27 protein-coding genes are annotated in these 24,580 nt (G+C 70.0%); 16 read left to right on the top strand and 11 right to left on the bottom strand.

Annotated elements, in window-relative coordinates; all coding sequences use genetic code 11:
- Positions 1-6 precede the first annotated feature (6 nt).
- The 3 genes from VFV89_RS08120 (at position 7) to VFV89_RS08110 (ending at position 3,007) form a co-directional block, all read left to right on the top strand.
- A complete protein-coding gene (locus VFV89_RS08120) occupies positions 7-396 on the top strand; it encodes an OsmC family protein (protein WP_329705418.1) in 390 nt (129 codons plus the stop codon).
- A 278-nt stretch (positions 397-674) separates the two neighbouring features.
- Entirely contained in the window at positions 675-1,151 is a 477-nt protein-coding gene (locus VFV89_RS08115) for a hypothetical protein (protein ID WP_329705417.1), read from the top strand.
- An 11-nt stretch (positions 1,152-1,162) separates the two neighbouring features.
- Positions 1,163-3,007: a glycoside hydrolase family 15 protein gene (locus tag VFV89_RS08110; protein WP_329705437.1), complete on the top strand. Its 1,845-nt coding sequence runs from the start codon at positions 1,163-1,165 to the stop codon at positions 3,005-3,007.
- A 50-nt stretch (positions 3,008-3,057) separates the two neighbouring features.
- On the opposite strand, the gene VFV89_RS08105 is transcribed toward VFV89_RS08110, so the two are convergent.
- Together VFV89_RS08105 and VFV89_RS08100 are read right to left on the bottom strand one after the other, a co-directional pair.
- A complete protein-coding gene (locus VFV89_RS08105; protein WP_329705416.1) occupies positions 3,058-3,378 on the bottom strand; it encodes a TraR/DksA family transcriptional regulator in 321 nt (106 codons plus the stop codon).
- Positions 3,379-4,063: 685 nt separating this feature from the next.
- The gene (locus tag VFV89_RS08100) at positions 4,064-4,228 is read right to left on the bottom strand and encodes a hypothetical protein (RefSeq protein WP_329705415.1); all 165 of its coding nucleotides are present in this window, start codon (positions 4,226-4,228) and stop codon (positions 4,064-4,066) included.
- A gap of 302 nt (positions 4,229-4,530) precedes the next feature.
- Between VFV89_RS08100 and VFV89_RS08095 the strand changes: the two genes are divergently transcribed.
- Positions 4,531-5,715, top strand: a complete 1,185-nt coding sequence (locus tag VFV89_RS08095; RefSeq protein ID WP_329705414.1) for a transaldolase family protein — start codon at positions 4,531-4,533, stop codon at positions 5,713-5,715.
- A gap of 89 nt (positions 5,716-5,804) precedes the next feature.
- On the opposite strand, the gene tal is transcribed toward VFV89_RS08095, so the two are convergent.
- Complete coding sequence (gene tal / locus VFV89_RS08090) at positions 5,805-6,911, bottom strand: transaldolase (protein WP_329705413.1); 1,107 nt, start codon at positions 6,909-6,911, stop codon at positions 5,805-5,807.
- A 339-nt stretch (positions 6,912-7,250) separates the two neighbouring features.
- Here tal and VFV89_RS08085 point away from each other — a divergent pair, with 339 nt between their 5' ends.
- The 4 genes from VFV89_RS08085 (at position 7,251) to VFV89_RS08070 (ending at position 8,751) form a co-directional block, all read left to right on the top strand.
- On the top strand, positions 7,251-7,373 hold the full coding sequence (locus VFV89_RS08085; protein ID WP_329705412.1) for a hypothetical protein: 123 nt from the start codon (positions 7,251-7,253) through the stop codon (positions 7,371-7,373).
- Between the two features lie 26 nt (positions 7,374-7,399).
- Positions 7,400-7,783, top strand: a complete 384-nt coding sequence (locus VFV89_RS08080) for a hypothetical protein (RefSeq protein WP_329705411.1) — start codon at positions 7,400-7,402, stop codon at positions 7,781-7,783.
- 311 nt (positions 7,784-8,094) lie between these two features.
- Positions 8,095-8,298 (top strand): cold-shock protein, encoded by a 204-nt coding sequence (locus VFV89_RS08075; RefSeq protein WP_329705410.1) that lies wholly within the window; start codon positions 8,095-8,097, stop codon positions 8,296-8,298.
- 195 nt (positions 8,299-8,493) lie between these two features.
- Positions 8,494-8,751, top strand: coding sequence for a hypothetical protein (locus VFV89_RS08070; RefSeq protein WP_329705409.1), 258 nt, complete (start codon positions 8,494-8,496; stop codon positions 8,749-8,751).
- 43 nt (positions 8,752-8,794) lie between these two features.
- Here the strand turns inward: VFV89_RS08070 and VFV89_RS08065 are convergent, their stop codons facing one another.
- Complete coding sequence (locus tag VFV89_RS08065) at positions 8,795-9,031, bottom strand: hypothetical protein (protein ID WP_329705408.1); 237 nt, start codon at positions 9,029-9,031, stop codon at positions 8,795-8,797.
- Between the two features lie 237 nt (positions 9,032-9,268).
- Between VFV89_RS08065 and VFV89_RS08060 the strand changes: the two genes are divergently transcribed.
- From VFV89_RS08060 to VFV89_RS08050, 3 genes are read left to right on the top strand one after another with little or no spacing between them, the layout of a single operon-like run.
- The gene (locus VFV89_RS08060; RefSeq protein WP_329705407.1) at positions 9,269-10,516 is read left to right on the top strand and encodes an ABC transporter substrate-binding protein; all 1,248 of its coding nucleotides are present in this window, start codon (positions 9,269-9,271) and stop codon (positions 10,514-10,516) included.
- A 2-nt stretch (positions 10,517-10,518) separates the two neighbouring features.
- Positions 10,519-11,259 carry an ABC transporter ATP-binding protein gene (locus VFV89_RS08055; RefSeq protein WP_329705406.1) on the top strand — a complete coding sequence of 247 codons (741 nt, stop codon included), beginning with the start codon at positions 10,519-10,521 and terminating at the stop codon, positions 11,257-11,259.
- Entirely contained in the window at positions 11,256-13,988 is a 2,733-nt protein-coding gene (locus VFV89_RS08050) for a branched-chain amino acid ABC transporter permease/ATP-binding protein (protein ID WP_329705405.1), read from the top strand. Before VFV89_RS08055 ends, VFV89_RS08050 begins: the two co-directional genes overlap by 4 nt.
- A 79-nt stretch (positions 13,989-14,067) precedes the next feature.
- On the opposite strand, the gene VFV89_RS08045 is transcribed toward VFV89_RS08050, so the two are convergent.
- Positions 14,068-15,645, bottom strand: a complete 1,578-nt coding sequence (locus VFV89_RS08045; protein WP_329705404.1) for a DHA2 family efflux MFS transporter permease subunit — start codon at positions 15,643-15,645, stop codon at positions 14,068-14,070.
- A gap of 116 nt (positions 15,646-15,761) precedes the next feature.
- Here VFV89_RS08045 and VFV89_RS08040 point away from each other — a divergent pair, with 116 nt between their 5' ends.
- Positions 15,762-16,598: a lysophospholipase gene (locus VFV89_RS08040; protein WP_329705403.1), complete on the top strand. Its 837-nt coding sequence runs from the start codon at positions 15,762-15,764 to the stop codon at positions 16,596-16,598.
- Here VFV89_RS08040 and VFV89_RS08035 read toward each other — a convergent pair.
- Positions 16,595-16,912 carry a hypothetical protein gene (locus VFV89_RS08035; protein WP_329705402.1) on the bottom strand — a complete coding sequence of 106 codons (318 nt, stop codon included), beginning with the start codon at positions 16,910-16,912 and terminating at the stop codon, positions 16,595-16,597. The two genes, VFV89_RS08040 and VFV89_RS08035, sit on opposite strands and share 4 nt — an antisense overlap.
- A gap of 89 nt (positions 16,913-17,001) precedes the next feature.
- Entirely contained in the window at positions 17,002-17,157 is a 156-nt protein-coding gene (locus VFV89_RS08030; protein ID WP_329705401.1) for a hypothetical protein, read from the bottom strand.
- 271 nt (positions 17,158-17,428) lie between these two features.
- On the opposite strand from VFV89_RS08030, the gene VFV89_RS08025 reads away from it, so the two are divergent.
- Positions 17,429-18,100 (top strand): Type 1 glutamine amidotransferase-like domain-containing protein, encoded by a 672-nt coding sequence (locus tag VFV89_RS08025; protein ID WP_329705400.1) that lies wholly within the window; start codon positions 17,429-17,431, stop codon positions 18,098-18,100.
- Between the two features lie 18 nt (positions 18,101-18,118).
- On the opposite strand, the gene VFV89_RS08020 is transcribed toward VFV89_RS08025, so the two are convergent.
- From VFV89_RS08020 to VFV89_RS08010, 3 genes are all read right to left on the bottom strand, one after another.
- Entirely contained in the window at positions 18,119-19,231 is a 1,113-nt protein-coding gene (locus tag VFV89_RS08020) for a hypothetical protein (protein WP_329705399.1), read from the bottom strand.
- Between the two features lie 45 nt (positions 19,232-19,276).
- Positions 19,277-19,690 (bottom strand): tetratricopeptide repeat protein, encoded by a 414-nt coding sequence (locus VFV89_RS08015; protein ID WP_329705398.1) that lies wholly within the window; start codon positions 19,688-19,690, stop codon positions 19,277-19,279.
- A 66-nt stretch (positions 19,691-19,756) separates the two neighbouring features.
- The gene (locus tag VFV89_RS08010) at positions 19,757-20,521 is read right to left on the bottom strand and encodes a crotonase/enoyl-CoA hydratase family protein (RefSeq protein ID WP_329705397.1); all 765 of its coding nucleotides are present in this window, start codon (positions 20,519-20,521) and stop codon (positions 19,757-19,759) included.
- A gap of 101 nt (positions 20,522-20,622) precedes the next feature.
- Between VFV89_RS08010 and VFV89_RS08005 the strand changes: the two genes are divergently transcribed.
- The gene (locus VFV89_RS08005; RefSeq protein ID WP_329705396.1) at positions 20,623-22,521 is read left to right on the top strand and encodes a hypothetical protein; all 1,899 of its coding nucleotides are present in this window, start codon (positions 20,623-20,625) and stop codon (positions 22,519-22,521) included.
- Positions 22,522-22,534: 13 nt separating this feature from the next.
- On the opposite strand, the gene VFV89_RS08000 is transcribed toward VFV89_RS08005, so the two are convergent.
- On the bottom strand, positions 22,535-23,014 hold the full coding sequence (locus VFV89_RS08000; RefSeq protein ID WP_329705395.1) for a hypothetical protein: 480 nt from the start codon (positions 23,012-23,014) through the stop codon (positions 22,535-22,537).
- Between the two features lie 53 nt (positions 23,015-23,067).
- Here VFV89_RS08000 and VFV89_RS07995 point away from each other — a divergent pair, with 53 nt between their 5' ends.
- A complete protein-coding gene (locus VFV89_RS07995; protein WP_329705394.1) occupies positions 23,068-24,249 on the top strand; it encodes an acyl-CoA dehydrogenase family protein in 1,182 nt (393 codons plus the stop codon).
- A 34-nt stretch (positions 24,250-24,283) separates the two neighbouring features.
- Entirely contained in the window at positions 24,284-24,511 is a 228-nt protein-coding gene (locus VFV89_RS07990; protein WP_329705393.1) for a hypothetical protein, read from the top strand.
- Positions 24,512-24,580: the final 69 nt, after the last annotated feature.

The following is a 24,580-nucleotide window of genomic DNA, read 5'->3' as shown; positions in this document are numbered from 1 at the left end:
AACGCCTTGGCCGACCGCATGGTGACCACCCGGTGGACCGGTGGGATGCGAGCCGTCTCCGACATGAACGGCTTCGAGGTCGTCGTCGACGAACCAGAGGCCCACGGTGGCACCAACACCGGGCCACAGCCGACCGACCTCCTGCTGGCGTCGTTCGCCTCCTGCATCGCCCTGTCAATGGCGTTCGTCGCCAGGAAGCGTGGCATCGAGCTGCTCGACCTCGAGGTGAGGGTCGTCGGAAGCTACAAGGGCCTCGAGTTCGAACGAATCGCAGCAACGATCACATCGGACACCCCTCGTGCTGTGCTCGAAGGGCTGCTCTCAGAAGCCGAACCTCTCTGCTACGTGTCGAACACGCTGCGGCACCGCCCTGCGCTGGTGGTCGGCATCGACTGAGCCGGCCCGCCTGGGCGTACGCCCGACGTTCGTCGACGGTCGCGTCTGCGTTGCCCGTCTCCGGCAACCAATGCCGCACCTTGACAGCCGATCGGTGCCGGCGACTCGAGGAACCATCGCCCGGCATTCTGAGCGGAGGAGCTCGATCCTCGATGCGACGACACCTCGGTCAGGTGAAGCGATGACGATCTACGCGAAGCTGTGGCCGGCCATCTGCGTGCCGCTGACCGCGGTTGGCTCGGGTCCGACCTGCACTCTCCCCCTTCCGGAGGGTTGAGGTGGACTGGGCGGGCTGGGCGTTGTTCGGGCTGTTGGCCACCGCTGTCCTGACCGCAGTGATGATCGCAGCCCAGCTGGGCGGCCTCAGTCGCCTTGACCTGCCTCTGGTCCTCGGCACCGTGGTGACCCCGGATCCCGACAAAGCCCGTGTCGCGGGCTTCTTGATCCACCTTCTCGTAGGGCAGGCCTTCGCTCTCGGCTACGGCGCGGCCTTCGCACTCCTCGGAGAGGCGACCTGGTGGCTCGGTGGTCTCTTCGGTGCTGTGCACGGCGCAATCGCCCTGATGGTCCTCCTCCCCACGCTGGCGGGCATCCATCCGCGGATGGCCTCCACCCGCGCGGGTCCCGAGGCAACCGCCGTGCTGGAGCCGCCAGGACTTCTCGGTCTCAACTACGGCCCGCAGACGCCCCTCGTCGCCATGACCGCCCACCTCGCGTACGGCATCGCCCTGGGCCTGCTGCTGGACCCACACTGAGGCACTTGCAGATGGTCGCCGCGCCCCCTCCTTCCCCGGCATCGCCGACGTCTGGCGATGGTCGCGGTGCGGCCGACGTCCCGATCGAGGACTATGGCCTGCTCGGAGACACCCGAACAGCCGCGCTCGTCAGCTCCGACGGCTCCATCGACTGGTGGTGCATCCCCCGCTTCGACGGGCCGCCGGTGTTCGGTCGCCTGGTTGGCGGACCCAGTGCGGGCAGCTTCCGGCTGGCGCCTGCCGGCTCCGCCACCGTCATCTCTCGCAGGTACCGTCCCGACTCCGCCACCCTCGAGACGACCTGGCAGACCCACGACGGGCGGCTCACGCTCACCGAAGGCATGGTGGCCGACGTCGCTGGCCGGCTTCTCCCTTCCACCATGCTGGTGCGTCGGCTGACCGCCATCGACGGGCCGGTCGCGGCCATCGTCGAGTTCGATCCTCGCCTCGGCGAGCGGCGCCTCCGACCGCGGGCCGAACGCCGAGGCTGGCTTCTGGTCTGCAGCTGGTCCACCTCAGCCGTCGCCTTGAGCACGACCCCCGCCATCAATGTTGAGCCGGGCTGTTCCCAGGTGGTGGGCCTGACCCCGGGCCACCCGTTGACCGTCGTGGTCTCCGTCGCCGACCGCGAGCCGCTGGTGCACGTCAACCCGGCGTCGGCGTGGCAGGCTCTCTGCAACGACGAGCTGAAGTGGCAGGGATGGTGCACCGGCATCGACCAGGACCTGCCTCACCGTGACGCCGTCGTCCGGAGCCTGATCACCCTCCGGCTGCTGACCTACTCACCATCTGGCGCGCCCGTCGCCGCGCCGACCACATCACTCCCGGAGGTGCTCGGGGGCATGCGCAACTGGGACTACCGATACGCCTGGCCACGGGATGCCAGCATCGGCATCGCTTCGTTCCTGGGGGTCGGCAAACAGGACGAGGCCCGATCGTTCATGGCCTGGTTGCTCAGCGCCACCAGGCTCGATCGTCCGCGACTGCCGGTGCTGCTCACCCTCCACGGCAAGCACCCCGCGCGCGAACACGACCTTGACGGCTGGCCTGGCTACGCCCACAGCACACCGGTGCGCGCCGGCAACGCGGCTGCTGATCAGCACCAGCTTGACGGCTACGGCTGGGTTCTTGACGCCGCATGGCGTCTGACCGACGCCGGACACCGCCTGTACTCCGAGACATGGCGGACCATGTCGGGCCTCGCCGACACGGTCGCGAACCGATGGCGAGAGCCAGATGCCGGCATCTGGGAGGTACGTGCCGACACCGCACACCACGTGCACTCCAAGCTGATGGCTTGGCTCGCGCTCGATCGCGCGCTGCGGATCTCTGTCCATCACCGGACCCCGACGCGGCGCACACGCAGATGGACTGCCGAGCGGGCGGCGCTGCGCGAAGAGATCGAGAGGCTTGGCTTCGACACCGAGACGGGTAGCTACACACGCAGCTACGGCTCCCGGGACACCGACGCTGCCCTGTTGATCCTGTCCCGGCTCGGCTTCGAGTCCGCCGACTCGCCACGGCTCCAGGGAACGATCGACGCCATCGTCCGCGACCTTGGTGCCGGTCTCCCGTTGGTCTATCGCTACCCACCCGGTCACGACGGTCTTCCCGGCACCGAGGGTGCCTTCCTGCCGTGCTCATTCTGGCTCGTCGAAAGCCTTGCCCGCAGTGGACGAGCGAAGGAAGCCTCCGCACTGTTCCGCGATCTCCTCGCACTGGCCAGTCGGGTCGGGCTCTACGCCGAGGAGATGGACCCCGTCACCCGCCACCACCTCGGCAACTACCCCCAGGCCCTGACCCATGCCGCCCTCGTCCAAGCAGCCCTGGCGCTGCGGGACGCCGAGGTGACGTAGTCCACGCGGTCCCTGAGCTGCTCGCGCGCGCGGCCCGTGGCCACAGGCCGTCAGGCCGCTCCACCGGCTGCACACGGGACGCACACCGGCGTCCACGGACGCAGCTCGAGCCGTTCAAGCGGGATCGGAGTCCCGCAGGTCTGGCAGGTGCCGAAGCTGCCGGCGTCCAGTCTCTCTTGAGCCGCGCGGATCTCGGCGAGGATCTGCTCGAGACCTTGTCGCTGGGCGTCCGCGACCGGGTCAGTGTGGAAGGCAGGCATGTCATCCAGCTGCCGCTGACGCCTGGCTGCGGCACTCTCGAGCGAGATACGGATGCTGTCGAGCAGCTGCTCCTGGTGGAGTCGCGACTGGGTGGTGGTGTGCACGGTCATGTCAGATTCCTGTCGTGGTGTCTGTTGGATGAGGGAGCGGCGCTCACGCGCTTGCAGGCGACGCGGCGAAGTCACCGTCGCGTCGAGTGGGTCAGTGCGATCGGCATGCCGCAACCCGCGCAGGCGCCGTAGATGGCGTGGCCGCGGCGGTGCCTCGCTGAAGCGACGCCACTCGCATCTCGATGGGTGTCGAACCCGCGGTCGGTACTTGGGAACCGACGCCCCAGACCCCTCGCCGCACGGGGTGACTGCGACGGGTGCTTCGTCTTTCGCGCACGTCGCGAGAGACGGCTCACGAGGCCGGCCAGGGTCGCGTGGGCGACGACTGTGAAGAGAAGGACGACGAGCACAAGAGCGTGAACGCGAGTCATGGGATGCTCCTGATCCGAAAGGGGTGGGACGGCAGCGGAGGTCGGGACCGCCTGCAGGGTCGTCACGATCGGTCAGCGCGCTACGTCGCTGACCACCTGTCGACGGCGATTCGCGGCCGACGTGACTGCTAGGAGCAGGCGGAGGCCGGCATCGTCGCCGTCACGTGGCGCATCAGGGCTGGTCCGAGAGGAGTGAGCAATACGGACAGCGCAGCTCCTGGTTCAAGGCTGCGCAGAACCCACTCGTGCTCGAAGACCGCCACGTTGGCGACAGGCGGAACCTTGACCGATCCGGTTGCCGGGAGAACGGCCTGTCAGCTGAACGAGGGGGGAGCGCGGTCGACGCTGCGACGCAGCACGTCAAGACCACGGATGCCGCGCGCGATCTCACTCAGCTCCAGTGCCAGGAGGGCGGCACCCGAGGGCACGTGAGACGGCTCGCTCGTCACCGTCTGCGTCGCAGCCCGGTGCTCGTTCATGTGGTCACCATAGGCGACCGCTCAGAGGTTTCCCAGCCCGCCCACGGGGAGCTACCCGACCCGCGACGCGAGTTGCCCGCCACCGGCAACGAACTCCGGCTCCTGTTGGCTCACGGCTCACGATGACCTCGCAGAGGCTCCGCGGCATGATGAGGTCAGACCCACCTACCTGCAGACATAGGTATGCCTCGACCCCCCGTCTTCTCGCGTCGGGGCGTGTCGCAAGCGGTGGCCCGGCCCAACGAAGAGAGCTGTTTCCACGCGCTTGAACGCCGGGCCCTCGAGACCGAAGGCGGATGCACGTGGCGACCACCCCCAGGCACAGAGACCCCCTCAGCTCCACACACCGCCCGGACGACCGGCCCGCCGTTGCTGGGCGTGACTCACGGCCCAACGCACTGCAGCGTCTCCACGTCGAACGAGGACAGAGTGCTTGGCTGGATCTCCTGACTCGAGGAGCCCTCAAGGACGGCAGCCTGAGCCGACTGATCGCCGACGGCATCCGCGGTGTGACGGCCAACCCAGCGGCCCTCAACAACGCAATCGGCGACTCACCGGCCTACGACGAACAACTGTCCTGGCTCTTCTCGAGGGGTTGGTCGCCCGACAAGGCCTACCTGGAGCTGGCCGCGACCGACGTCCAGGCGGCGTGCGCCCTCCTGCTCTCGACGTACGACAGGTCTCGAGGCCTGGACGGCCTCGTTTCTCTAGGGTTGCCATCTGACCCGTCGCGACGCACGCAGGACGCCGTCGTGACTGCTTGCCGCTTCCACCGACGAGTCGACCGACCCAACTTCGTCCTTGCGATCCCCGCCACCTCGAACAGCATCCCCGTCATACGAGCGATGATCGCGGCCGGTCGCAGCGTGAACGTCACATCCATCTTCTCGATCGATCGCTACTCCACCGTGATCGAGGCCTATCTCTCGGGCCTGGAGACGTTCATCGGCCGCGACGGGGATCCCGCGTCCGTTCACAGCGTGGCCTCGTTCCCTCTCAGCATGGTGGATGCAGCGGTGGACCGACGGCTCGAGCGACTGGGAGACGTGCGCGCACTCGAGCTACGCGGCCTCAGTGCTGTGGCCCAGGCCAAGCTCGCCTATCGACAGTTCGAGGAATGGTTCGACAGCGATCGGTGGTCGCGACTCGCGCGCGCCGGCGCCAACCCTCAGCGGCCACTCTGGACCTCCTCTGCGCCAGGCCACGAGACCCGCTGCGTCAGTCCCTACGTCGAAGACCTGGCCGTGCCGAACTCGGTCCATGCACTCTCTGAGTCGACCGTGACCGCCCTGCTGGAGAACGGCAAGGCGCTGCCCTCGCTTGGCATCGACACGCGAGGTGCCGCAGGTGTCCTTTCGGAGCTCGCCGCCAAGGGTGTCGATCTGCGCTTGGTCGGCGCCGCGCTGGAGCAGAGTAGTGCTGCCACCAGCCGCGAGTCGTTCTCGCGCGTGCTGAGGCGGCTGGCCACGCGACGGCGAGACCGTTGAAGACCTATCGAGTCCTCCGCCTGTACCGCGGTGGGCGCCATCATCCGCGCAGCGCAGAGACACAGGGCCTCCCTCCACGTGTCGACGGACTAACGCGGCTGAGGGGCGGCGGACTTGGCCTCGAGGCTGCCCAGCACGTGGGCGACGGAGGCGTCGAAGGCGGCGACGCCCTGCACTTCCAGGGTCTGGCCGACATCATCCATGTCGACGCCCAGTGTTGCGAGCGCAACCATGACGTCGAGAGCGTCCTCGACGCCTGTGTCGATCGTCCTGGCCACGGTGCCGTGGTCAGCGAACGCCTCCAACGTGCTTTCGGGAAGCGTGTTGATCGTGTCCGGCCCGATGAGGCTGTCCACGTAGAGCGTGTCCGGATAGTTCGGGTTCTTGGTGGAGGTGGAAGCCCACAACGGCCGTTGCACGCGGGCGCCTTGGTGCGCGAGGTGTTCCCAACGTCGGCCCGAGTGGGCCTTTCGGAACAGCTGGTAGGCGAGCTTGGCTTGCGCAATCGCGGTCCGTCCCCGCAGGCCCAGCGCCGCTGAACTACCCGATGCGTCCAGCCGCCGATCCACCTCAGTGTCCACTCGGCTGACGAAGAAGGACGCCACGCTGTGCACCGCGGAGAGGTCACCACCGCGCCGGGACAAGGTTTCGAGGCCGGAAAGGTAGGCGTCGAGCACCTGGACGTAGCGGCGCAGGGAGAAGACAAGGGTGACGTTGATGCTTCGTCCTTCACCAATCATGGCTGCGATGGCGGGGACTCCCTCAGCGGTCGCGGGGATCTTGATGAGAAGGTTCGGTTCGCTGATGCGCTCGGCCAGGGCGCGGGCGGCCGCAGCGGTGGCTTCGGTGTCGTTCGCCCAGCGAGGTGCCACCTCGATGGAGACGAACCCGTCTCCGCCATGACTGCGGTCGAACGTGGGCCTCAGTACCTCGAGTGCTCGGACGACGTCGGAGATGACGAGCTCCCAGTAAGCGTCCTCGATCGTGTGGCCGGCGGAGAGTAGGGACTCGAACTGCTCGTCGTAGGCGTCTGAGGACTCGATGGCCCGCGCGACGATCGTGGGATTGGCGGTCACCCCCCGAATTCCAGCGGCGACCAGCCGGGACAATGTGCCGTCGCGCAGGTACGGGCGGGTGAGGTTGTCCAACCACGGGCTCTGGCCCTGCTCGTCGAAGATCCGCGCGAGTGTGTTCATCGGTCGGTGGCCTGACCGCCGATGAGCTCATGCCGGTCGATCTGCCGCTCGAGCCGAGATGCGGTCGCGAGCAGCAGCGCACTGTCCGGCGTCCCTGCATCACAGGCGAGCCATGCCCGTCTCCCACCCTCTCCAGCACCAGCCGAATCGATCCTCACGAGCCCAACCTGCCGCGCCGCCATGCACCTCGTCAGTGCGCCACATCGGTCGACATGTGCGACTTCCGGTTGCCGAGGCCCTGCAACTCAGATCCGAGCGCCGTCGGGCGGAGCCCGACGATGCAGTTGACCGGACTGGCTGGCCACCCGCAACGACGAGCTGCGCCTCGTGGTCCTCCCCATGGTTCTCGCAGCGGGCGAACGTCTCTTCGGCGACACGGTGGAGACCGTGACGATGCGACTCCTCGACGTGCGCGGGCTGGGGCACAACCTCGCCTTCGCGTCCTACGCCGTCACCCAGTGACGGTCGCTGATGGCTACGCTCCACCGATGGCTACGCTTCAGGACGTCGACCGGATCATGGACGAGATGCCCGAGGTGGCCGAGGGCGAGCACCACGGCCACACGACCTGGTCGGTGCGCGGCAAGGGCATCGCCTGGCTGCGCCCGTTCAGCAAGGCCGACCTCAAGCGCTTCGGTGACCAGACGCCGCCGGCCGGGCCGATCCTTGCGGTCAACACCAAGGACCTGCACCAGAAGGAAGGCGTGCTCGAGGCCGGTATCCGAGGCGTGTTCACCATCCAGCACTTCAACAACTACCCCGCCGTGCTCGTCGAGATCGGCGCTGTCGACGAGCGAGACCTACGCGACCTACTCGTTGACGCCTGGCTCACCATCGCGCCAGCCGAGCTGGTCGAGCGCTTCGAGGGCTGACCTTCAGACTCCCGAGGAGACCCTTGTCGAAAGGGCCGTGACCGTTGGTCTCGAGCGCCTCGATCGGGGTGTGGGAGCTCGGGCACCAGCAGCTCACCACCGCGTCGCGATGAGGGCCGACAAGGCTCGGGCTGATAGCGTCGCTGCGTTGGAGGAGCACTTGTTGCTCCCGGTCGCTCCCAGTTCGGTGGCGACCAGTCAGTTTGCTGGTTCTTGATCTTCGGTCCGCTGGACGTCAGGCATTTTGCTCGATGACTCCGGCTGGCAGCGCGGACGCAGTGTCACGCGCTGAAGAGAAGAAGGACAAGCAGATGGCACAGGGAACTGTGAAGTGGTTCAACGCCGAGAAGGGCTTCGGCTTCATCGCCCAGGACGGCGGTGGCGCTGACGTCTTCGTGCATTACTCGGCGATCCAGGCCAACGGCTACAAGTCACTGGAGGAGAACCAGAAGGTGGAGTTCGAGGCGAGCCAGGGCCCCAAGGGTCCCCAGGCGGACAGCGTCCGTCCGGTCTGAGCCGCACACCCGCGATCGGCCCGTCACCACTCACGCAGCGGTGACGGGCCGAGTACTTTCTGACCCGCACTTCACCGTTGTCGTCCCTGAACGCAGCCGGTGACATGCAGACGTCGGCTACTGTCAACTGCACCTCGCGCCCCGCCGTCTGCGCACCCGGCGCCGCTCGCCAGGCACGCTGGGAAAGGGGCAGCTGTGCATCCACCACCGAGGCATCAGCGCGACGAGGCCCAGCTCACCGCCCTGCTCCACGAGGTGAACCGCTGCCGGGCCCAGGTGCGGGCCGGGCGCAAGACGTCTTCGTCGTCGGTCAGCGTCGGCGAGCAGTCGCAGCGTTGCGCACGCCTCGCTGACGCAATGGAGGCCTACGCCGACGCGGCCGCGCTGTCGGGGGTCCCGCTGCCCTACCGCTACCGGGACGAGATGCGACTCTACCGGGCGATGGCTCGATGAGGTGTGCAGCGGGGACGGTGACGGTTCCCGACCACGGCGCAAGCTAGCCCACGAGGTACGCCGGAGGCCCCTCCGGCTCGAGCGCACCGCCGCTCAGCCAGTCAAGCATCGCCTGCGGCTCGCGGCGCTCGAGCTCGTCGAGCAGTGCGGCGCGCGCAGCCACGATCTCGGCGCGATCGGCGGGGCTGGCGGACGCCAGCAGGCCGGCCATGCTCTTGCGCCACAGGGCGCAGAGCTGGGCCATGCTGAGGTGCGCGAGCGGCGCCCGACGCTTGAACACTTCCCACCTGCCCGAGATCCGAGGGTCACTGCCGCCCACTGCGGCCGGGACAGACTAAGGAACAGGTAGCGGTCGAGGTCAATCCCGGTTGCAGCCCGAGATGGTGACGATTCGGCCAACTACCCGCGCGAGCCATAGACGAGAACACGTTCTAGTTGGCAGAGTGTCGGCGATCACACGGGCCGCGGAGCCGCCCCGGTGCTCTCGAGGAAGCACGGACTTTGGGAGAGGGACCTGATGACTTCTGTGCGCAAGCGCACCCGGGGGCTCGCCGTGGCCGCCGCCGTCACCCTGCTGCTCGGGCTGGCCGCGTGCGGCGGCGGGGACGACGACAAGAAGGAGAGCAGCTCCGGCCCGCCCACCCAGGACCCCAACATGAAGTTCACCGGCGACCCGGTCACGGTGATGACGATGTCGACCTACGACACCGACACGCTGAACGCGAAAGCCGTCCTCGACGTCGCCCAGGGTGCCGTCGTCCAGATCAACAACGCCGGCGGCCTCGGCGGCCACGAGCTCAAGCTGATCACCTGCAACGACAGCGCCGACCCCAACAAGGCGGCCGACTGCGCACGCCAGGCCGTCGACGAGGGCGTCGCGGCGATGGTGGGCGGGTTCACCGCGAACGGCGACGCCGTGATGCCGATCCTCGAGCAGGCCGGCATCCCGTGGTTCGGCCCGCCCGGCATCTCCGCGGCCGAGCTTTCCAGCGCCGACAGCTACCCGATCACCTCCGGCGTCCTCGGCCTGGCCGGTCTCGGCCAGATGGCTGCCGAGGACGGCTGCGACAAGGTCGCCTCGGTCAACTACGACCTGCCCTCGGCGGGCCAGATCGCCCAGCTCGTCGACCTCGCGCTGACCAACGCCGGCCACGACAAGTCCACGCTGATCAAGGTGCCGCCGACGACCACCGACTTCAGCACGATCGCCCAGGAGACCAGCGACTACGACTGCGCCGTGGTCGGCACCCCACCGCAGGCGTTCCTCGGCGTCGCCGCAGCGGGCGCCCAGCTCGGCAGCGCGACGACCTACTACGTGGTCCCGGGCGGCCTGACCGACTCGGTCGCGCGCGACGGCGGCGATGCGGTCGAGGGCACCAGGTCGCTCTCGAACTTCCCCGACATCGACGACCCGATCTGGGACGACGCCAAGAAGTACTCCGGCGTCACCTCGGAGGAGGAGAACGGCGGCCTGTCCGGGCTCTACTTCCAGAACACCTGGGTCGCCTACCGCACCTTCCTGTCGCTGATCAAGAACAACGACGACTTCAGCGCAGCCGGTGTCAAGGCCACGCTGGACGCGACGACGCAGGTCGACACCGACGGGTTCACGCCGCCGTTCAGCTTCGCCGAGGACTTCCCGGCGCCGGGGCTGAACCGCGTGTTCAACTACCAGGAGCTCACCTTCGAGATCAAGGACGGGAAGCTCCAGCAGGCCGGCACCGACTACAAGGACATGCGCCTGGCGCTCGTCCCCGCCTCGTAGCCGTGACCACGACTGCCACGCCCGGACCGGCCGACGCGCCGGTCCGGGGCGGCGAGGTCGTGGTGCAGGCGCACGGGCTGACCGCCGGGTACGGCGGCACGCCGGCCGTCCACGACATCGACCTCGAGGTGCGCGCCGGGGAGGTGGTGGCTCTGCTGGGCGCGAACGGCGCGGGCAAGACCACGACCCTCCTGGCGCTCGCCGGGGAGGTGCCGCCGATCTCGGGGACCATCACCTTCCATGGCGACAGTCGGCGACGCCGGCTGCACCAGCGGGCCCGGCGCGGGCTGGGCTTCGTCACCGAGGAGCGCTGCGTCTTCATGGAGCTCACCGGCTGGCAGAACCTCAAGCTCGGCCGGGGGCGTCCGGAGCGCGCGCTGGAGCTGTTCCCCGAGCTCGAGGACCACCTCGGCAAGAAGGTCGGCCTGCTCTCCGGCGGCCAGCAGCAGATGCTCGCCTTGGGCCGGGTGCTCGCGGCACGACCTCGCGTCCTGCTGGCCGACGAGCTCTCGTTGGGGCTGGCGCCGATGGTGGTCGAGCGGCTCCTGGCGGCCGTGCGCGCGGCCGCAGACGACGGCGTCGCGGTGGTCCTCGTCGAGCAGCACGTCCGGTCGGCGCTCGCGATCGCCGACCGCGTGCAGGTGCTGCGCCGCGGACGCGTCGTCCTCGACCGGGTAGCCGACGACCTGCGCGGTGACGCCGACGCGATCGCCGCCCACTACCTCACCGGTGACGAGACGTGACCGACCTCGTGCGCTTCGGGCTGCTCGGCCTCGGGACCGGCGGCATCTACGCCCTCCTCGGTCTCGGGCTGGTGGTGATCTACCGCGGGTCGGGTGTCATCAACTTCGCCCAGTCCGGTTTCGCCCTGGTCGGCGCCTACGTCACCTACCGGCTCCAGGTGCAGGACGGGCACGGGGCCGCGTTCTCCGTCGTGGCCTCCGTCGTGCTCTGCGCTGTGATCGGGGTGCTGGTGCACTTCCTCGTGATGCGCCCGCTCCGCTCGGCCAGCCCGCTGGCCAGGGTGATCGCGACCCTCGGCGTCCTCACCGTGCTCAGCCAGGCGGTGGTGCTGAAGTTCGGCGCGAAGCAGGTGATCACCGAGTCGCCCATCCCCACCGACGCCGTGCACCTGCCCGGCGACATCGTCGTGGGCCGCTACGGCTTCTACCTGGTCGCGATCGCCGCGGTGCTGGCCCTGCTGCTCACGGTGACCGCCGCGCGCACCCGGTTCGGCTACGCGGTCTCGGCGGCCGCGGAGAACGCCCGCGCGGCGTCCGCGCTCGGCTGGTCGCCGGACCTGCTCGCCGGCGTGACCTGGGCCGTGGGCGGCGGGCTCGCCGCGGTCGCCGGCTCGCTGATGCCCGCGACCACCGCCGGGTTCATCTCGCCCATCACCTTCAGCATCCTGATCATCGGCGGGCTGGCCACCGCGCTGCTCGGCGGCTTCAGGTCCTACCCGCTGGCCCTGGTCGGCGGCGTGTTCCTCGGCGTCGCCCAGTCGCTGGCGACGTACTGGAGCAACGAGCTCCTGGACGCCCCACACCGGCCGGGCATTCCCGACGCGGTCCCGTTCCTCGTGATCATCGTGGTGCTCGTCATCCGCGGGCGCGGGCTGCCGCTGCGCGGGAGCATCACCGACCGGCTCCCCCGGGTCGGCACCGGGCGGGTCCGGCCCGGCCTCGTGGTCGTCGTCGCCGGAGCCGCCCTGCTCTGGGTGGCCTTCGGGGCGTCGTCGGACTGGTACGCGCCGACCGTCATCAGCGCGACCTTCGCCATCGTCGGCCTCTCCGTCGTTGTCCTCACCGGCTACACCGGCCAGCTGTCCCTCGCGCAGTACGCGCTGGCCGGGATCGGCGCGTTCGCGGCGGCCAAGCTGGTGGCCGGGCACGGGTGGCGGTTCGAACCGGCGCTGCTGGTCGGCGTCCTGGTCGCCATGGCGACCGGCTTCCTGTTCGGCCTGCCCGCGCTGCGCACCCGAGGCGTCAACCTGGCCGTGGTCACCTTCGGCCTCGGTTTCGCGGTGCACCAGCTGGTCTTCAGCAACAGCGCCTACACCGAGGACGCGCGGGTGCAGCCGACGGACCTCTCGCTGCTCGGCTGGCCGATCGACCCGGTCGGGCACCCGCGCAACTACGCCGTGGTCTGCCTGGCGTTCCTGGTCCTGGCCGCGCTGGCCGTCGCCAACCTGCGCCGCGGTCGCGGTGGCCGGCGGCTGCTCGCCGTACGCACCAACGAGCGCGCGGCAGCCGCGATCGGCGTCAACGTCTTCGAGGCCAAGCTGTACGGCTTCACGCTGTCGGCAGGGATCGCCGGGCTGGCTGGTGTCCTGCTCGGGTTCGGGTACGGCGCGATCCTCTTCCAGGCCATCTTCCAGCCCGGCGCCTCGATCAGCGTCCTGACGCTGACGGTGATCGGCAGTGCCGGCTACGTGGCCGGCCCGATTCTCGGCTCGCTCCTCGCGTCGGGCGGCCTGGTCACGCTGACGTCGTCCGGCGGCCCGGTGAACGCCGCCGTGGAGGACACCTCCACCTGGCAGCAGTACCTGCCGCTGCTCACCGGCGTCCTCCTGCTCGTCGTGCTCATCCTCAACCAGAACGGCGTCGCCGAGCGGCTCGACGCCCTGACCCGCGGGTTGCGCTCCCGGATCCCGGGGCTGCGGGACGCCGCGCCGGAGCCCCTTCCGGCCGTGGTCCGCTCCACGGTGCCGGCCCGCACGCTCGCGGTGTCCGGGCTGACCCAGCGGTTCGGCGGGTTCGCCGCGCTCGAGGACGTCTCCCTGCGCGTCGAGCCCGGCGAGGTGGTGGGCCTGCTCGGCCCGAACGGCGCCGGCAAGACCACGCTCATCGACTGCGTGGCCGGCAACAACCGGCTGAGCGCGGGTTCTGTCACCTTGGACGGGCACGACATCACCCGCTGGGCGCCGTACCGCCGGGCCCGGGCCGGGCTGTCCCGATCGTTCCAGTCGCTGGAGCTCTTCGACGACCTGACCGTGCGTGAGAACCTGCTGGCCGCGGCCGACCCGCGCGACCGGCGGGCCTACGCCACCGACCTGGTCCGGCCCGGCCGCGCGCCCCTGCCGGCGCCGGTGGTCGCGGCGGTGGAGGAGCTCTCGCTCGCCCCGCTGCTGGACCGGCGCGCCGAGGACCTCTCCTACGGCCAGCGCCGGTTGGTGGCGATCGCCCGGGCGGTGGCCAGCAGCCCGTCGGTGCTCATGCTCGATGAGCCGGCAGCCGGGCTCGACGAGACGGAGAGCGCCGAGCTCGGCCGGCTGGTGCGCCGGCTCGCCGACGAGTGGGGCATGGGCGTACTGCTGATCGAGCACGACGTTGCGCTGGTGCTCGCGCATGCCGACCGGGTCGTCGTCCTCGACTTCGGCCACAAGATCGCCGAGGGTACGCCGACCGAGGTGCGCGACGACCCCGGCGTACGGAAGGCCTACCTCGGCGAGGAGGCCGAGGCCACCGCCTAGGAGACTGCTGAACGATCGCGCGGCGCCTGCGCCGCGCGATTGTTCAGCAGACTCCTGATAGCCGTCCCGGCGCCCGCGGTCAGTGCTGGATCATCGCGGCGGGGTCGACCGGCTTGGCCTGCGGCTTGCGCGGCAGGAACCAGACCGGTATCAGGCAGAGCGCGACGAGCACCACGCCGACCGTGAACGACGTGGCGAAGGCGTGCGACATGTCCGAGAACGCCTTGGCCAGCGCCTCGGGACCGCCGGTGAACTGGTTCCCGCTCTGGGCCGCGTCGCGCAGGGCGCTCGCCTCGGGGCTGTCATTGAACCCGTTGGTCAGCAGCACCGAGAACAGCGCGGTGCCGATCGAGGCCGCGACCTGCTGGTTGATGTTCATCAGCGTCGAGCCGCGCGCGATCTGGTGGTCCTTCAGCGTCGCGAGAGCCGAGGACATGATCGGCATCATCGTGGCGCCCATGCCGAGCCCCATGACGAACAGCGAGCCGAGCAGCCAGGGGTAGGACGGGGTGTCGATGCTCACGCCGGATTGGCTGACGGCGACGTCGCTCACGCCGACGCCGACCTGGGTGAAGCCGAGCATGCCGACCACGATCACCGCGATGCCGGTCAGCACGATCTTGCCGGGACCGATCCGGTCGGTGAGCGTGCCGGCCGCCGGCATCGTCAGCATCGCGCCGATGCCCTGCGGGGCGAGCAGCAGTCCGGCGGAGAGCGTGTCCTCGCCGCGGACCAGGAGGAAGTACTGGGGGAACAGCAGGCTGGCGCCGAAGAACGCGATCGCGAACAGCGCCATCGCCACCACCGCGATCGTGAGCCGGGCGTTGGTGAACAGGTGCAGGTCGACCAGCGGGTGGTCCCGCTTGGCCGACAGCTCGCGGAAGACGAACACGACGATCAGCGCAACACCGATGGCCGCGGAGACCAGCACCCGGGAGGCCCAGACCGTGCCCTCGCCCGGGATCGACGAGACACCGAACAGGAACAGCGCCAGACCCGGTGACAGCAGCAGCATCCCCGGCCAGTCGAAGGTCTCGCTGGGCGAAACGTGGTCCTTGGGCAGCACCCGCCACGCGTAGACCAGCGCCACGGCCCCGATCGGGATGTTGATGAGGAAGATCCAGTGCCAGCTGGCCGCGTCGATCAGCCAGCCACCGAGGATCGGGCCGAAGATCGGGCCGAGCAGCATCGGGATGCCGAGGACGGCCATCACCCGGCCGACGCGCTCCGGCCCGGCGGCACGGGTCATGATCGTCATGCCGACCGGCATCAGCATGCCGCCGCCGAGCCCCTGGATGACCCGGAAGGCGACCAGCATCTCGATGCTGGTCGCGAGCGCACAGAGCGCCGAGCCGGCGGCGAACATCAGCACGGCGAGCATGTAGAGCCGCTTGGTGCCGAACCGGTCGGCGGCCCAGCCGCTCAGCGGGATCACGCTGGCCAGCGCCAGCGTGTAGCCGGTCATCGTCCACGCAGCCTCGGCCGGAGAGGCGTCGAACTCCTCCTGGAACGTCGGCTGCGCGACGGAGACGACGGTGATGTCGAGGATCGACATGATCGCGCCGAGCACCACCACGCCCGCCACCAGCAGGACGCGGGCGTCGAGCTTGTCGTCGTTGGTCTGCGGTTGAGCCTGGGGGCCGGTCTCGGTCGTCACGCACTCCAAGGTAGGCGCAGGCACCGACCTGCTTCAGGTGGTTTTGCCCGGACGTCCTTGGCGGTGATCGCGGTCACACCGCCTCCGGACGCCCGCGGGCAGGCATGATGTGCGCCATGACGACCCCCGTCGAGAAGTCGTTCGCTGGTCAGGGCGGGACCACGATCGTGTACGACCACTACGAGCCGCCGTCTGCGCCGGTCGGGCTGGCCCTTGTCGCGCACGGCGTGGCCGAGCACGCCGGCCGCTACCACCACGTCGCCGACGTCCTGGCCGGCCTGGGGCTGCGGGTGGCGATCCCCGACCACCGCGGCCACGGACGCTCCGGCGGCAAGCGCCTGGTGGCGCGCGACCTGTCGGAGTTCACCGTGGACCTCGAGACGCTCCGGGGGCTCGAGCAGGTCGAGGGCCGGCCGACGTACCTCGTCGGGCACTCGATGGGCGGTGCGATCGCCCTCGACTACGCCCTCGACCACCAGTCGTCGCTGGCCGCGCTCGTCCTTTCTGCGCCCGCGGTGCTCCGGGGTGACGACATCAGCCCGGGGCTGGCGAAGCTCGCCAAGGTGATCGGGCGCTACGTCCCCTGGCTGCCGGGCCAGAAGCTCAGCTCGGCCTCGATCTCCCGCGACCCGGCCGTGGTCAAGGCCTACGACGAGGACCCGCTCAACTACCGCGGTGCGATCAAGGCAGGCGTGGGTGGCGCGCTGCTGCGCACGATGGACTCCTTCCCGTCGCGGCTACCGTCGCTCACGCTTCCGCTGCTCGTCATGAGCGGCACCGACGACAAGCTGGTCAACCCGGAGGGCGCAAGGATGGTCGACCGGCTCGCCGGCTCCACCGACAAGACGCTGAAGATGTACGACGGGCTCTACCACGAGGTCTTCAACGAGCCGGAGAAGGACCTCGTGCTCGGAGACCTCGCTGACTGGCTGAAGGCGCACCTGGCTGGTTAGGGCCCGCCTGGGTCCTTCGCGATGGGGAGGGATCCCACGTTCTGGTCGGTCGTCATCTCCACGACGACGAACTCCGGTCGGCCCTTGGGCGACATCCGTACGTCGAGCGCCCTGCCGACGAGCCGCTCGGCGACGACCGGGCCGCAGTAGAGCGCTCGGTCCTCGCCGTCCACCGGAAGGTCGTGCGGGCCGGGACGCTGCACGACCGCGACGGTGAGAGCGTCGGACCTCGGCCGTCTCGTGATCAGCAGCAGGACGTCGTCCCCCGTCCTGGTTCGCACGCCGGCGATCCCGGCGCGGGCTCGCTCGGTCATCGCCACCTGCACGGCTCCACGCTCCTCTCAGAGACGACACCGTTGACCCATTGACGTCACCTACAGCCGAGAGTACTCAGGTCTTGACGTCACGAGTGCCGAACGACGTCGGAGCGGGCCTCGTCGCGGAGCCCGCGCCAGCAGGGCCAGGCGGTCCCACAGACCGTGCAGAACCCCTGCGCCGAGTGGTGGCGGTGCTCGCCGGGTCGTGCGTTGCGAGTGGTGCGGGTGATGAAGGTGTCCATGATGGCTTCCTCCGGTCCGGCCGGCCCGACTGCCGACACCTCCCATCGTCGTCGTCCGGCCGGCGCCGAGCGATCGGGCTGACCGCTCGGAGGGCGGTGGAGACCCTCGACTCACGCGGGGTCGATTCCACCCCGGTGTGCGGTTCACCGCCCCCGGGGGTGTGGCTGGCCGCACCCCGCCGGTCACGGCCGGAGATCGGGCGATGATTCTGGTGCCGCCGGTCGGTCCGTACCTCGCACCGCTCCCTCGCACTCGACCAGGAGGCACCCCGTGAAGCTTCTTCTCACGTCCGGCGGCGTCACGAACGCGAGCATCCGCAGCGCGCTGGTCGGCCTCCTGGGCCGGCCGATCGCCGAGTGCAGCGCGCTCTGCATCCCGACCGCGGCATACGCGCACCCGATGGTCGGCCCCGGCGTCCGGCCGTGGCGCTTCATCGCCGGGCATGAGGGCGGCAACCCCATGGTCGAGCTGGGATGGCGCTCCGTGGGCGTGCTGGAGCTCACCGCGCTGCCCAGTCTCGACGAGCAACTATGGCTCCCTGTGGTGCAGGAGGCCGACGTGCTGCTGGTCGGCGGTGGCGACGTCCTCTACCTGTGCCACTGGATGCGGGAGTCCGGGCTGGCCGACCTGTTGCCGTCGCTGAGCGACACGGTGTGGGTGGGGCTGAGTGCCGGGAGCATGGTGATGACCCCGTGGGTCGGGGATGACTTCATCCAGTGGCGGCCGCCCTCGGGAGACGACTCCACTCTGGGCCTCGTCGACTTCTCGATCTGCCCGCACCTGGCGCCCGACGGCATGCCCGGCAACTCGATGGCCGAGGCGGAGGAGTGGGCGGCCGGCTGTCCCGGGCCGGCGTACGTCATCGACGACCAGACCGCGATCCAGGTGGTCGACGGCGTGGTCGACGTCGTATCCGAAGGGCAGTGGAAGCTGCTCGCCTAGCCTCGGGACAGCGACCCGTCAGTCCCGCTCGACGTCGAGGACCGGCGCCGGCTCGCCACGGGCGAGGACCTCACGCACCTCGTGCACCGGGCGCCAGCGGTCGTGCAACGTGGTGATCAGCGAGATCAGGGTCAGGAAGAACAGCGTGTCGTAGCCGTCCAGCCGGGCGTTGTGCCGGCCGAGCAGCGGGTCGGCGATGAGGACGAGGGCGACGTTCATCGCCAGCCGGGTCAAGAAGGCGAGCGCGGTGGAGCGGATCGTCCAGCGACGGCGGGCGGCGGCGAGGGTGATGCCGGCGTTGATGACGACGACCGCGGCGACGCCGATGAAGACATCGGTGGTCGAGCCGGTGAAGTCCGGGAGCATCTGGGAGAAGATCACCGAGACCAGACCCAGGAGCATCACCTTCTCGAGGGTGCCCGTGGACAGGATCGCGTCGAAGCGCATCCGCCACGCGGCCTGCTCCTCGGGCTCGTCGATCTCCACGGGGAGCGGTGCGGGCCGGAAGGTCCAGCTCCAGTCCGGGGGCCAGAGCCGGGGGCGGACCAGCCTCTGGAAGGCGAGATAGAGGCCCAGCAGCACGACGATGATGAGCCCGATCAGCCAGCGGTGCCTGCCGATCTCGTCGGTGACGTCGAGCTGCGCAACGTGCAGCCAGTACTCCTGCGGCAGCTTCACGACGACCCAGATGATCGCGGCGGCGCTGAGCCACCAGCCGACCAGGAGGTGCACCGGCTGCCAGCGCGAGCGGATGGTCTCGTAGGCGATGAAGAAGTACTCGAAGACGTTGGGGAAGACCAGCAGCACCCAGCGCGCGTGGGTGAGCTCGAAGACCAGCGCACCGACCAGCCGGTAGAAGTACAGGAACCACCCGATGCGGAACGCCGGCATGCTCTCCCAGTTGCGCAGCGTCGACAGGTAGGCGATGGACAGGTAGAAGACGTCCATCGCCTTGTCGTAGGACTGGTAGCTCGGCGGGTCGTGCCCGAACAGCTGGAAGATCGTCTGGTCGACGCCGTCGAGGATCAGGCAGGCGACGATCGCCGGCAGTGGGTAGTAGGGGATCAGCAGCGGCAGCAGGAAGCGGCCACCGACGACCGCGACGAACACGAGCGTCGTCGTGGTGTCCACGTCGCCATCCTGCCGTCCGGGACGGCGGGAGTGGTGGTACGGCGCTCAGTCGCGCCGGTCGGCGAGCCGGGCCTCGACCCGCGACGCAGCCGCGGCGTGCAGCCGGTCGCCGCTCATCGCGGCGGCCAGACGCAGGTGCGGCAGCGCCTCGGCGTACCGCGACTGACGCTCGAGCGCCCGGCCGAGCGCGTGCCGGGCCCACACGTCCGTCGGGTCTTCGTCGACGAGCCGCTCGAGCTCCTCCTCGGCGGGGCCGAGCTGGGCACGGAGGAGGTAGGCCCACGCGCGCAGCGTCCGCAGTCCGGTGTTGCGTGGGTCGTCTGCCAACGCAGGCTCGATGACCGCGAGCGCCTCGGCGGGAGCGCGGCGCTCGAGCAGGTCGAAGGCCACCCGGTAGGCCGACTCCGGGCCGGCCTGACCGGGGAACAGCACCGGTGGGGCGGTCAGGTCGTCGTTCACACCTCGCCAACACGCTGGCCCCGGCCGGCATTCCGCCGGCGGCGTGCCCCTCGACGTCAGTGGGTGTCAGCGGCCCTTCCAGACCGGAGGTCGCTTCTCGGCGAAGGCGCGGGCCCCCTCCTGGGCGTCCTCGGAGACGAAGACGGGACCCATCAGCTCGGCCTGCTTCTGCCAGCGCTCGGCGAAGCTCCAGTCCGGCGCGGAGACAGCGATCTGCTTGGTCGCCGCGACTGCGAGCGGCCCGTTGGCCGCGATCGCGCGGGCCAGCTCGACCGCGGCGTCGACGGCGGCGCCGTCGGCCACGACCCGGTTGACGAGGCCCAGCGCGGCCGCCCGCGAAGCCTCGATCGTCTCCCCCGTGAGCAGCAGCTCGAGCGCGATCGCCGGCGGGATCCGCTGCGGGAGGTGGATGGCGGCTCCGGCGCCCGCGACCAGGCCTCGCTTCACCTCCGGTACGCCGAAACGCGAGCCCTCGCCCGCCACCACCAGGTCGCACGCCAGCACCAGCTCGAAGCCACCCGCCACGGCGTACCCCTCCACCGCGGCGACCAGCGGCTTGCGCGGGGGCCTCTCCGTCAGCCCGCCCAGTCCACGCCCCTCGACGACCGGCACGTCGCCGGACAGGAACCCCTTCAGGTCCATCCCCGAGGAGAAGAACCCGCCACTGCCGGTCAGGACGCCGACCCGCAGGTCGTCCTCGCCGTCCAGCCGGTCGAGCGCGGCGGCGATGCCCCGGGCGACGTCACCGTTGATCGCGTTGCGGGCCTCGGGCCGGTTGATGCTGATCACCAGGACGCCGTCGCGCTCCTCGGTCAGGACTGCCTCGCTCATCGCTCTCCTCTCGCGCGGGGCCGATCCTCGCAGACAACCAACTGCGACGGGTTCGCGCATTCTCACCCGAAGGGATGGGGGCACGTGGGATCGTCTCGATCGTGACTAGGTTCGGCGGAACCCGTGCACTGACGGCTCTCCTCGTCGCGATGCTGCTCGCCCTCGGCACCGCGCAGCGCGCGAGCGCGCTGGTCCCCAACGGCGCGCCGGACATCGTGCTGCCGGGCGACGACGCCACGGACGAGGATGCGCCGTACAACTTCGTCGGCGACGCCATCACGCTGACCGACCCCGACGCCGGGACCGACGACGTCCGCCTGGACCTCATGGTCACCAGCGGCGTGCTGCACGTCGCGGTGCCGGACGGGCTCACCTTCGTCGACGGCACGTCCAACGACACCGACACGCTGGCGATGACCGGCACGCTGGCCGCCTTCGACGCGGCGCTGGACACCCTCCAGCTCATGCCGGCCCAGGACGACACCGAGACCGTGACCCTGACCGCTCTCGCAGACGACCTCGGCCACAACGGCGACGACGGACCCCAGACCGACTCGGCCACGATGGACATCACCGTCAACCCGGTCAACGACGCGCCCGTCGTCGACGTGCCGGTCACCCAGTCGGTCGACGAGGACGCGGTCGCCACCTTCTCGACGGCCACGCTGAACCCGATCACGATCAGCGACGTCGACGCCGGCACGGCAGACGTCGAGGTCACCCTGGACGCCAGCTCCGGCACGGCCTCGCTCTCCACCACGTCCGGCCTCACCTTCTCCAGCGGCGACGGCACCGGCGACGCGTCGATGACGTTCACCGCCGCACTGGCCGACGCCAACACCGCTCTGGACGGGCTCACCTTCGCGCCCGACGCCGACTTCGCGGGTGCCGCGAGCCTCGAGGTCACCGCGGACGACCAGGGCAGCAGCGGGGCCGGCGGGGCACTCTCCGACCAGCAGACCGTCGGCATCACCGTCGCCCCGGTCAACGACGCACCGGTCAACGTGGTCCCGTCGGGCGTCGGCACCACCACCGGCGTCCCGGTCGTCCTCTCCACGGCCAACGGCCACGCCGTGTCGGTGAACGACGTGGACAGCGCCGGGTCCGAGATCGAGGTCGCCCTGACCGCCACCCACGGCACGCTGACGCTCGCCTCGACGGCCGGCGTGACGATCACCGGCGGTGCCAACGGCAGTGGCTCGCTCACCTTCCACGCCACGAAGGCCAACGCGAACACGGCGCTCGACGGCCTGACGTTCGCGCCCGCGGCGGGCTTCACCGGCCAGGCGGACATCACGGTCCACACCGACGACCTGGGCAACACCGGAGCGGGCGGTCCGCTGACGGACAGCGACGCCTTCGTGGTCACTGTCACCGACATCACGCCCAAGCTGGCGATCGGGGCGACCAGCGTCGCGGTGTCGAGCACCGGGCGGGTCGTGGTCCCGGTGTCGTGCACCACCGCACAGTGCACCGGGACGGTGGCCCTCCGTTCGGGCGGCACCCTCCTGGGCTCGGGCGGCTTCGACGTCGCCGCGGGCGGCAGCGGCTCGGTGCAGATCGACCTCACCGCGGCCGGCCGGGCGCTGGTGTCGGGCCGGGCGTCGGTCGACGTCACCGCGGTCGTGACGATGACGGGCTCGTCGACGAAGGCGTCGGTCCTTACGCTGACGGCGGCGCACGCCCCCTCGGTGAAGCTGCTCACCGGCAAGGCGCACGTGCGGGGCGGGAAGGCCAAGGTCAAGCTGAGCTGCGGCGCCGACGGCCCCTGCGTCGGAACCTATGTGCTCACGGCCACGATCGACGGCAAGGTCAAGACCCTGGCGAAGGCCCAGGTGACAGTGGCGGCCGGCAGCACGAAGACCCTCAAGCTCACGCTGTCGAAGGCGGCGAAGGCTGCGGTGCGCAAGGGAGCGGTGACCGCGACCCAGACGGTGACCTCGGACGTCGCGGTCGGGCTCGACACCACGACGACAGGGTCGCTCAAGCTGGTCGTCTGAAAGGCCTGGCCCCTCAGAACGTCCGGCAGTCGTAGGGCGCCCTGCCCTTGCTTCCGGCGTCCACCCAGGCCCGGTAGTCCTCGAGCTTCTGCCCGGTGCAGTCCTTGCCGGACGAAGCCAGGCCGCCGTACGCCGCAACGGGCAGCAGCGCCGGCGTCACGAACAGCAGCGCGAGCAGCAACGCCTTGAGCCGGCCGCCGCCCCACCTGAGCAGGGCGAGCGTGGCGAGCCCCAGCCCGGCCAGCCACCCGAGCGGGACCAGCAGGCCGGCGGCTCCGTGGGCGGAGCTGCACAGCGCGCCGCGCGGCGAGTCACCGGCGTAGGTCGTGGCGCGGCCGGTGTTGCTGTTGGCGCTGCAGTCGCTGAACCAGGTCGTGGTCAGCCAGACGGCGATCACGAAGCCGACAGCCACGAGCAGGACGTAGGCCGCCACGACGTACCAGCGCAGCGGCTCGTCCCCCTCGAGCCCAACGTCGTCCTCGGCACCGACCACGATCGTCCAGACTAGATCGTGTCGATGCAAGGACATCCAACTACGGTGGGGACATGACCGCGCGCCGCGTGCTGCCGACCGAGGAGACCGCCGAGCTGGTGCGGCTGGTCCGGCAGATCGCGGCTGACGAGCTCGCCGAGCGCTCGGTGGCGGCGGAGGCGGACGGCACCTTCCCGCGCGACATCTTCCTCAAGCTCGGCCGGGCCGGGCTGCTGGGGCTCCCCTACCCGGAGGAGTACGGCGGCGGGGCCGTGCCCTACGAGGTCTACCTGCAGGTGCTCGAGGAGATCGGCGCGGTCTGGGCATCGGTCGGCGTCGGCGTCTCGGTGCACGCGCTCTCCTGCTACGGCCTGGCCACGCGCGGCACCGAGGAGCAGAGGCAGCGGTGGCTCCCGGAGATGCTGGGCGGCGAGCTGCTCGGGGCCTACTGCCTCTCCGAGCCCCACGCCGGCTCCGACCCCGCCGCGATGCGCACCACCGCCCGCCGCGACGGTGACGAGTGGGTGATCAAGGGCACCAAGGCATGGACCACCCATGGCGGCTTCGCGGACTTCTACAAGGTCATGGCCCGCACGGGAGAGGGCCGCAACGGGATCTCCTGCTTCCTGGTCCCCGCCGCCGCGCCCGGGCTGTCTGCGAACCCGCCGGAGAAGAAGATGGGGCTCACCGGCTCCACCACCACCGCGATGAACTTCGACGACGTCCGCATCCCGGCGGACCGGCTGATCGGTGCGGAGGGCGAGGGGCTGCGGATCGCGTTCGCCGCCCTCGACTCCGGCCGGCTCGGCATCGCCGCGGTCGCGACCGGCCTCGCGCAGGGCGCCCTCGACGCCGCTGTCGCCTACGCCAGGGAGAGGGAGACGTTCGGCAAGCGGATCATCGACCACCAGGGGCTGGCGTTCGTGCTGGCCGACATGGAGGCCGCGACCCAGTCATCGCGCGCGGTCACGCTGCACGCGGCCCGGCTCCGCGACCGCGGGCTGCCCTTCAGCCGCGAGGCGTCGATCGCCAAGCTGGTGGCCACCGACAACGCGATGAAGGTCACCACCGACGCGGTCCAGGTCTTCGGGGGCTATGGCTACACCCGCGACTTCCCGGTCGAGCGCTACATGCGCGAGGCGAAGGTCATGCAGATCTTCGAGGGGACCAACCAGATCCAGCGGATGGTGATCTCCCGCTCGCTCGACGCCGACAACAAGGGCTCGATCGAGTGGAACGATCCGTCTGCGGACTGACCGGCCGGCCCCTCGCTCGGCCACAGTGTGAATCGTGTCCGGCACGCGGGTTACCGGTATCCGTATGACGCACCTAGGCCTTCAGCCGAAGCCCGACCCCAACGACCCTGAGGACAAGCTTGGTTTCCGTCCGCCGTCGGAGACCGACGCCCTCCCGGACGAGGAGAACGTGGACCCCGCCACCGCCGAAGACGACCTGGAGAAGTCGCCGGAGGAGAAGGAGAACGCCACCGACGGCTACGCGCCGGCTGACGACGAGTGAGGTCAGCTTCCGGGGTGATGCGGTCACCGGCCAGCCCCATTGGTGGGTTTGGGGAGGGAAATCGGCACC

It is taken from the genome of Nocardioides sp., assembly GCF_036274455.1.
In the GTDB taxonomy this organism is placed as follows: Bacteria; Actinomycetota; Actinomycetes; order Propionibacteriales; family Nocardioidaceae; genus Nocardioides.
Note: the sequence above shows the minus strand (reverse complement) of the source record. Positions and strands in the feature narration are given on the sequence as shown.

Excerpts from the sequence above, each read along its gene's own strand:
- VFV89_RS08010 (WP_329705397.1), bottom strand. The coding sequence starts at position 20,521 with ATGAGCGAGGCAGTCCTGACCGAGGAGCGCGACGGCGTCCTGGTGATC.
- VFV89_RS08085 (WP_329705412.1), top strand. The coding sequence starts at position 7,251 with ATGGTTCTCGCAGCGGGCGAACGTCTCTTCGGCGACACGGTGGAGACC.
- VFV89_RS08040 (WP_329705403.1), top strand. The coding sequence starts at position 15,762 with ATGACGACCCCCGTCGAGAAGTCGTTCGCTGGTCAGGGCGGGACCACG.
- VFV89_RS08105 (WP_329705416.1), bottom strand. The coding sequence starts at position 3,378 with ATGACCGTGCACACCACCACCCAGTCGCGACTCCACCAGGAGCAGCTG.
- VFV89_RS08080 (WP_329705411.1), top strand. The coding sequence starts at position 7,400 with ATGGCTACGCTTCAGGACGTCGACCGGATCATGGACGAGATGCCCGAG.
- VFV89_RS07995 (WP_329705394.1), top strand. The coding sequence starts at position 23,068 with ATGACCGCGCGCCGCGTGCTGCCGACCGAGGAGACCGCCGAGCTGGTG.
- tal (WP_329705413.1), bottom strand. The coding sequence starts at position 6,911 with ATGAACACACTCGCGCGGATCTTCGACGAGCAGGGCCAGAGCCCGTGG.
- VFV89_RS08035 (WP_329705402.1), bottom strand. The coding sequence starts at position 16,912 with ATGACCGAGCGAGCCCGCGCCGGGATCGCCGGCGTGCGAACCAGGACG.
- VFV89_RS08110 (WP_329705437.1), top strand. The coding sequence starts at position 1,163 with ATGGTCGCCGCGCCCCCTCCTTCCCCGGCATCGCCGACGTCTGGCGAT.
- VFV89_RS08030 (WP_329705401.1), bottom strand. The coding sequence starts at position 17,157 with ATGGACACCTTCATCACCCGCACCACTCGCAACGCACGACCCGGCGAG.
- VFV89_RS08075 (WP_329705410.1), top strand. The coding sequence starts at position 8,095 with ATGGCACAGGGAACTGTGAAGTGGTTCAACGCCGAGAAGGGCTTCGGC.
- VFV89_RS08100 (WP_329705415.1), bottom strand. The coding sequence starts at position 4,228 with ATGAACGAGCACCGGGCTGCGACGCAGACGGTGACGAGCGAGCCGTCT.
- VFV89_RS08060 (WP_329705407.1), top strand. The coding sequence starts at position 9,269 with ATGACTTCTGTGCGCAAGCGCACCCGGGGGCTCGCCGTGGCCGCCGCC.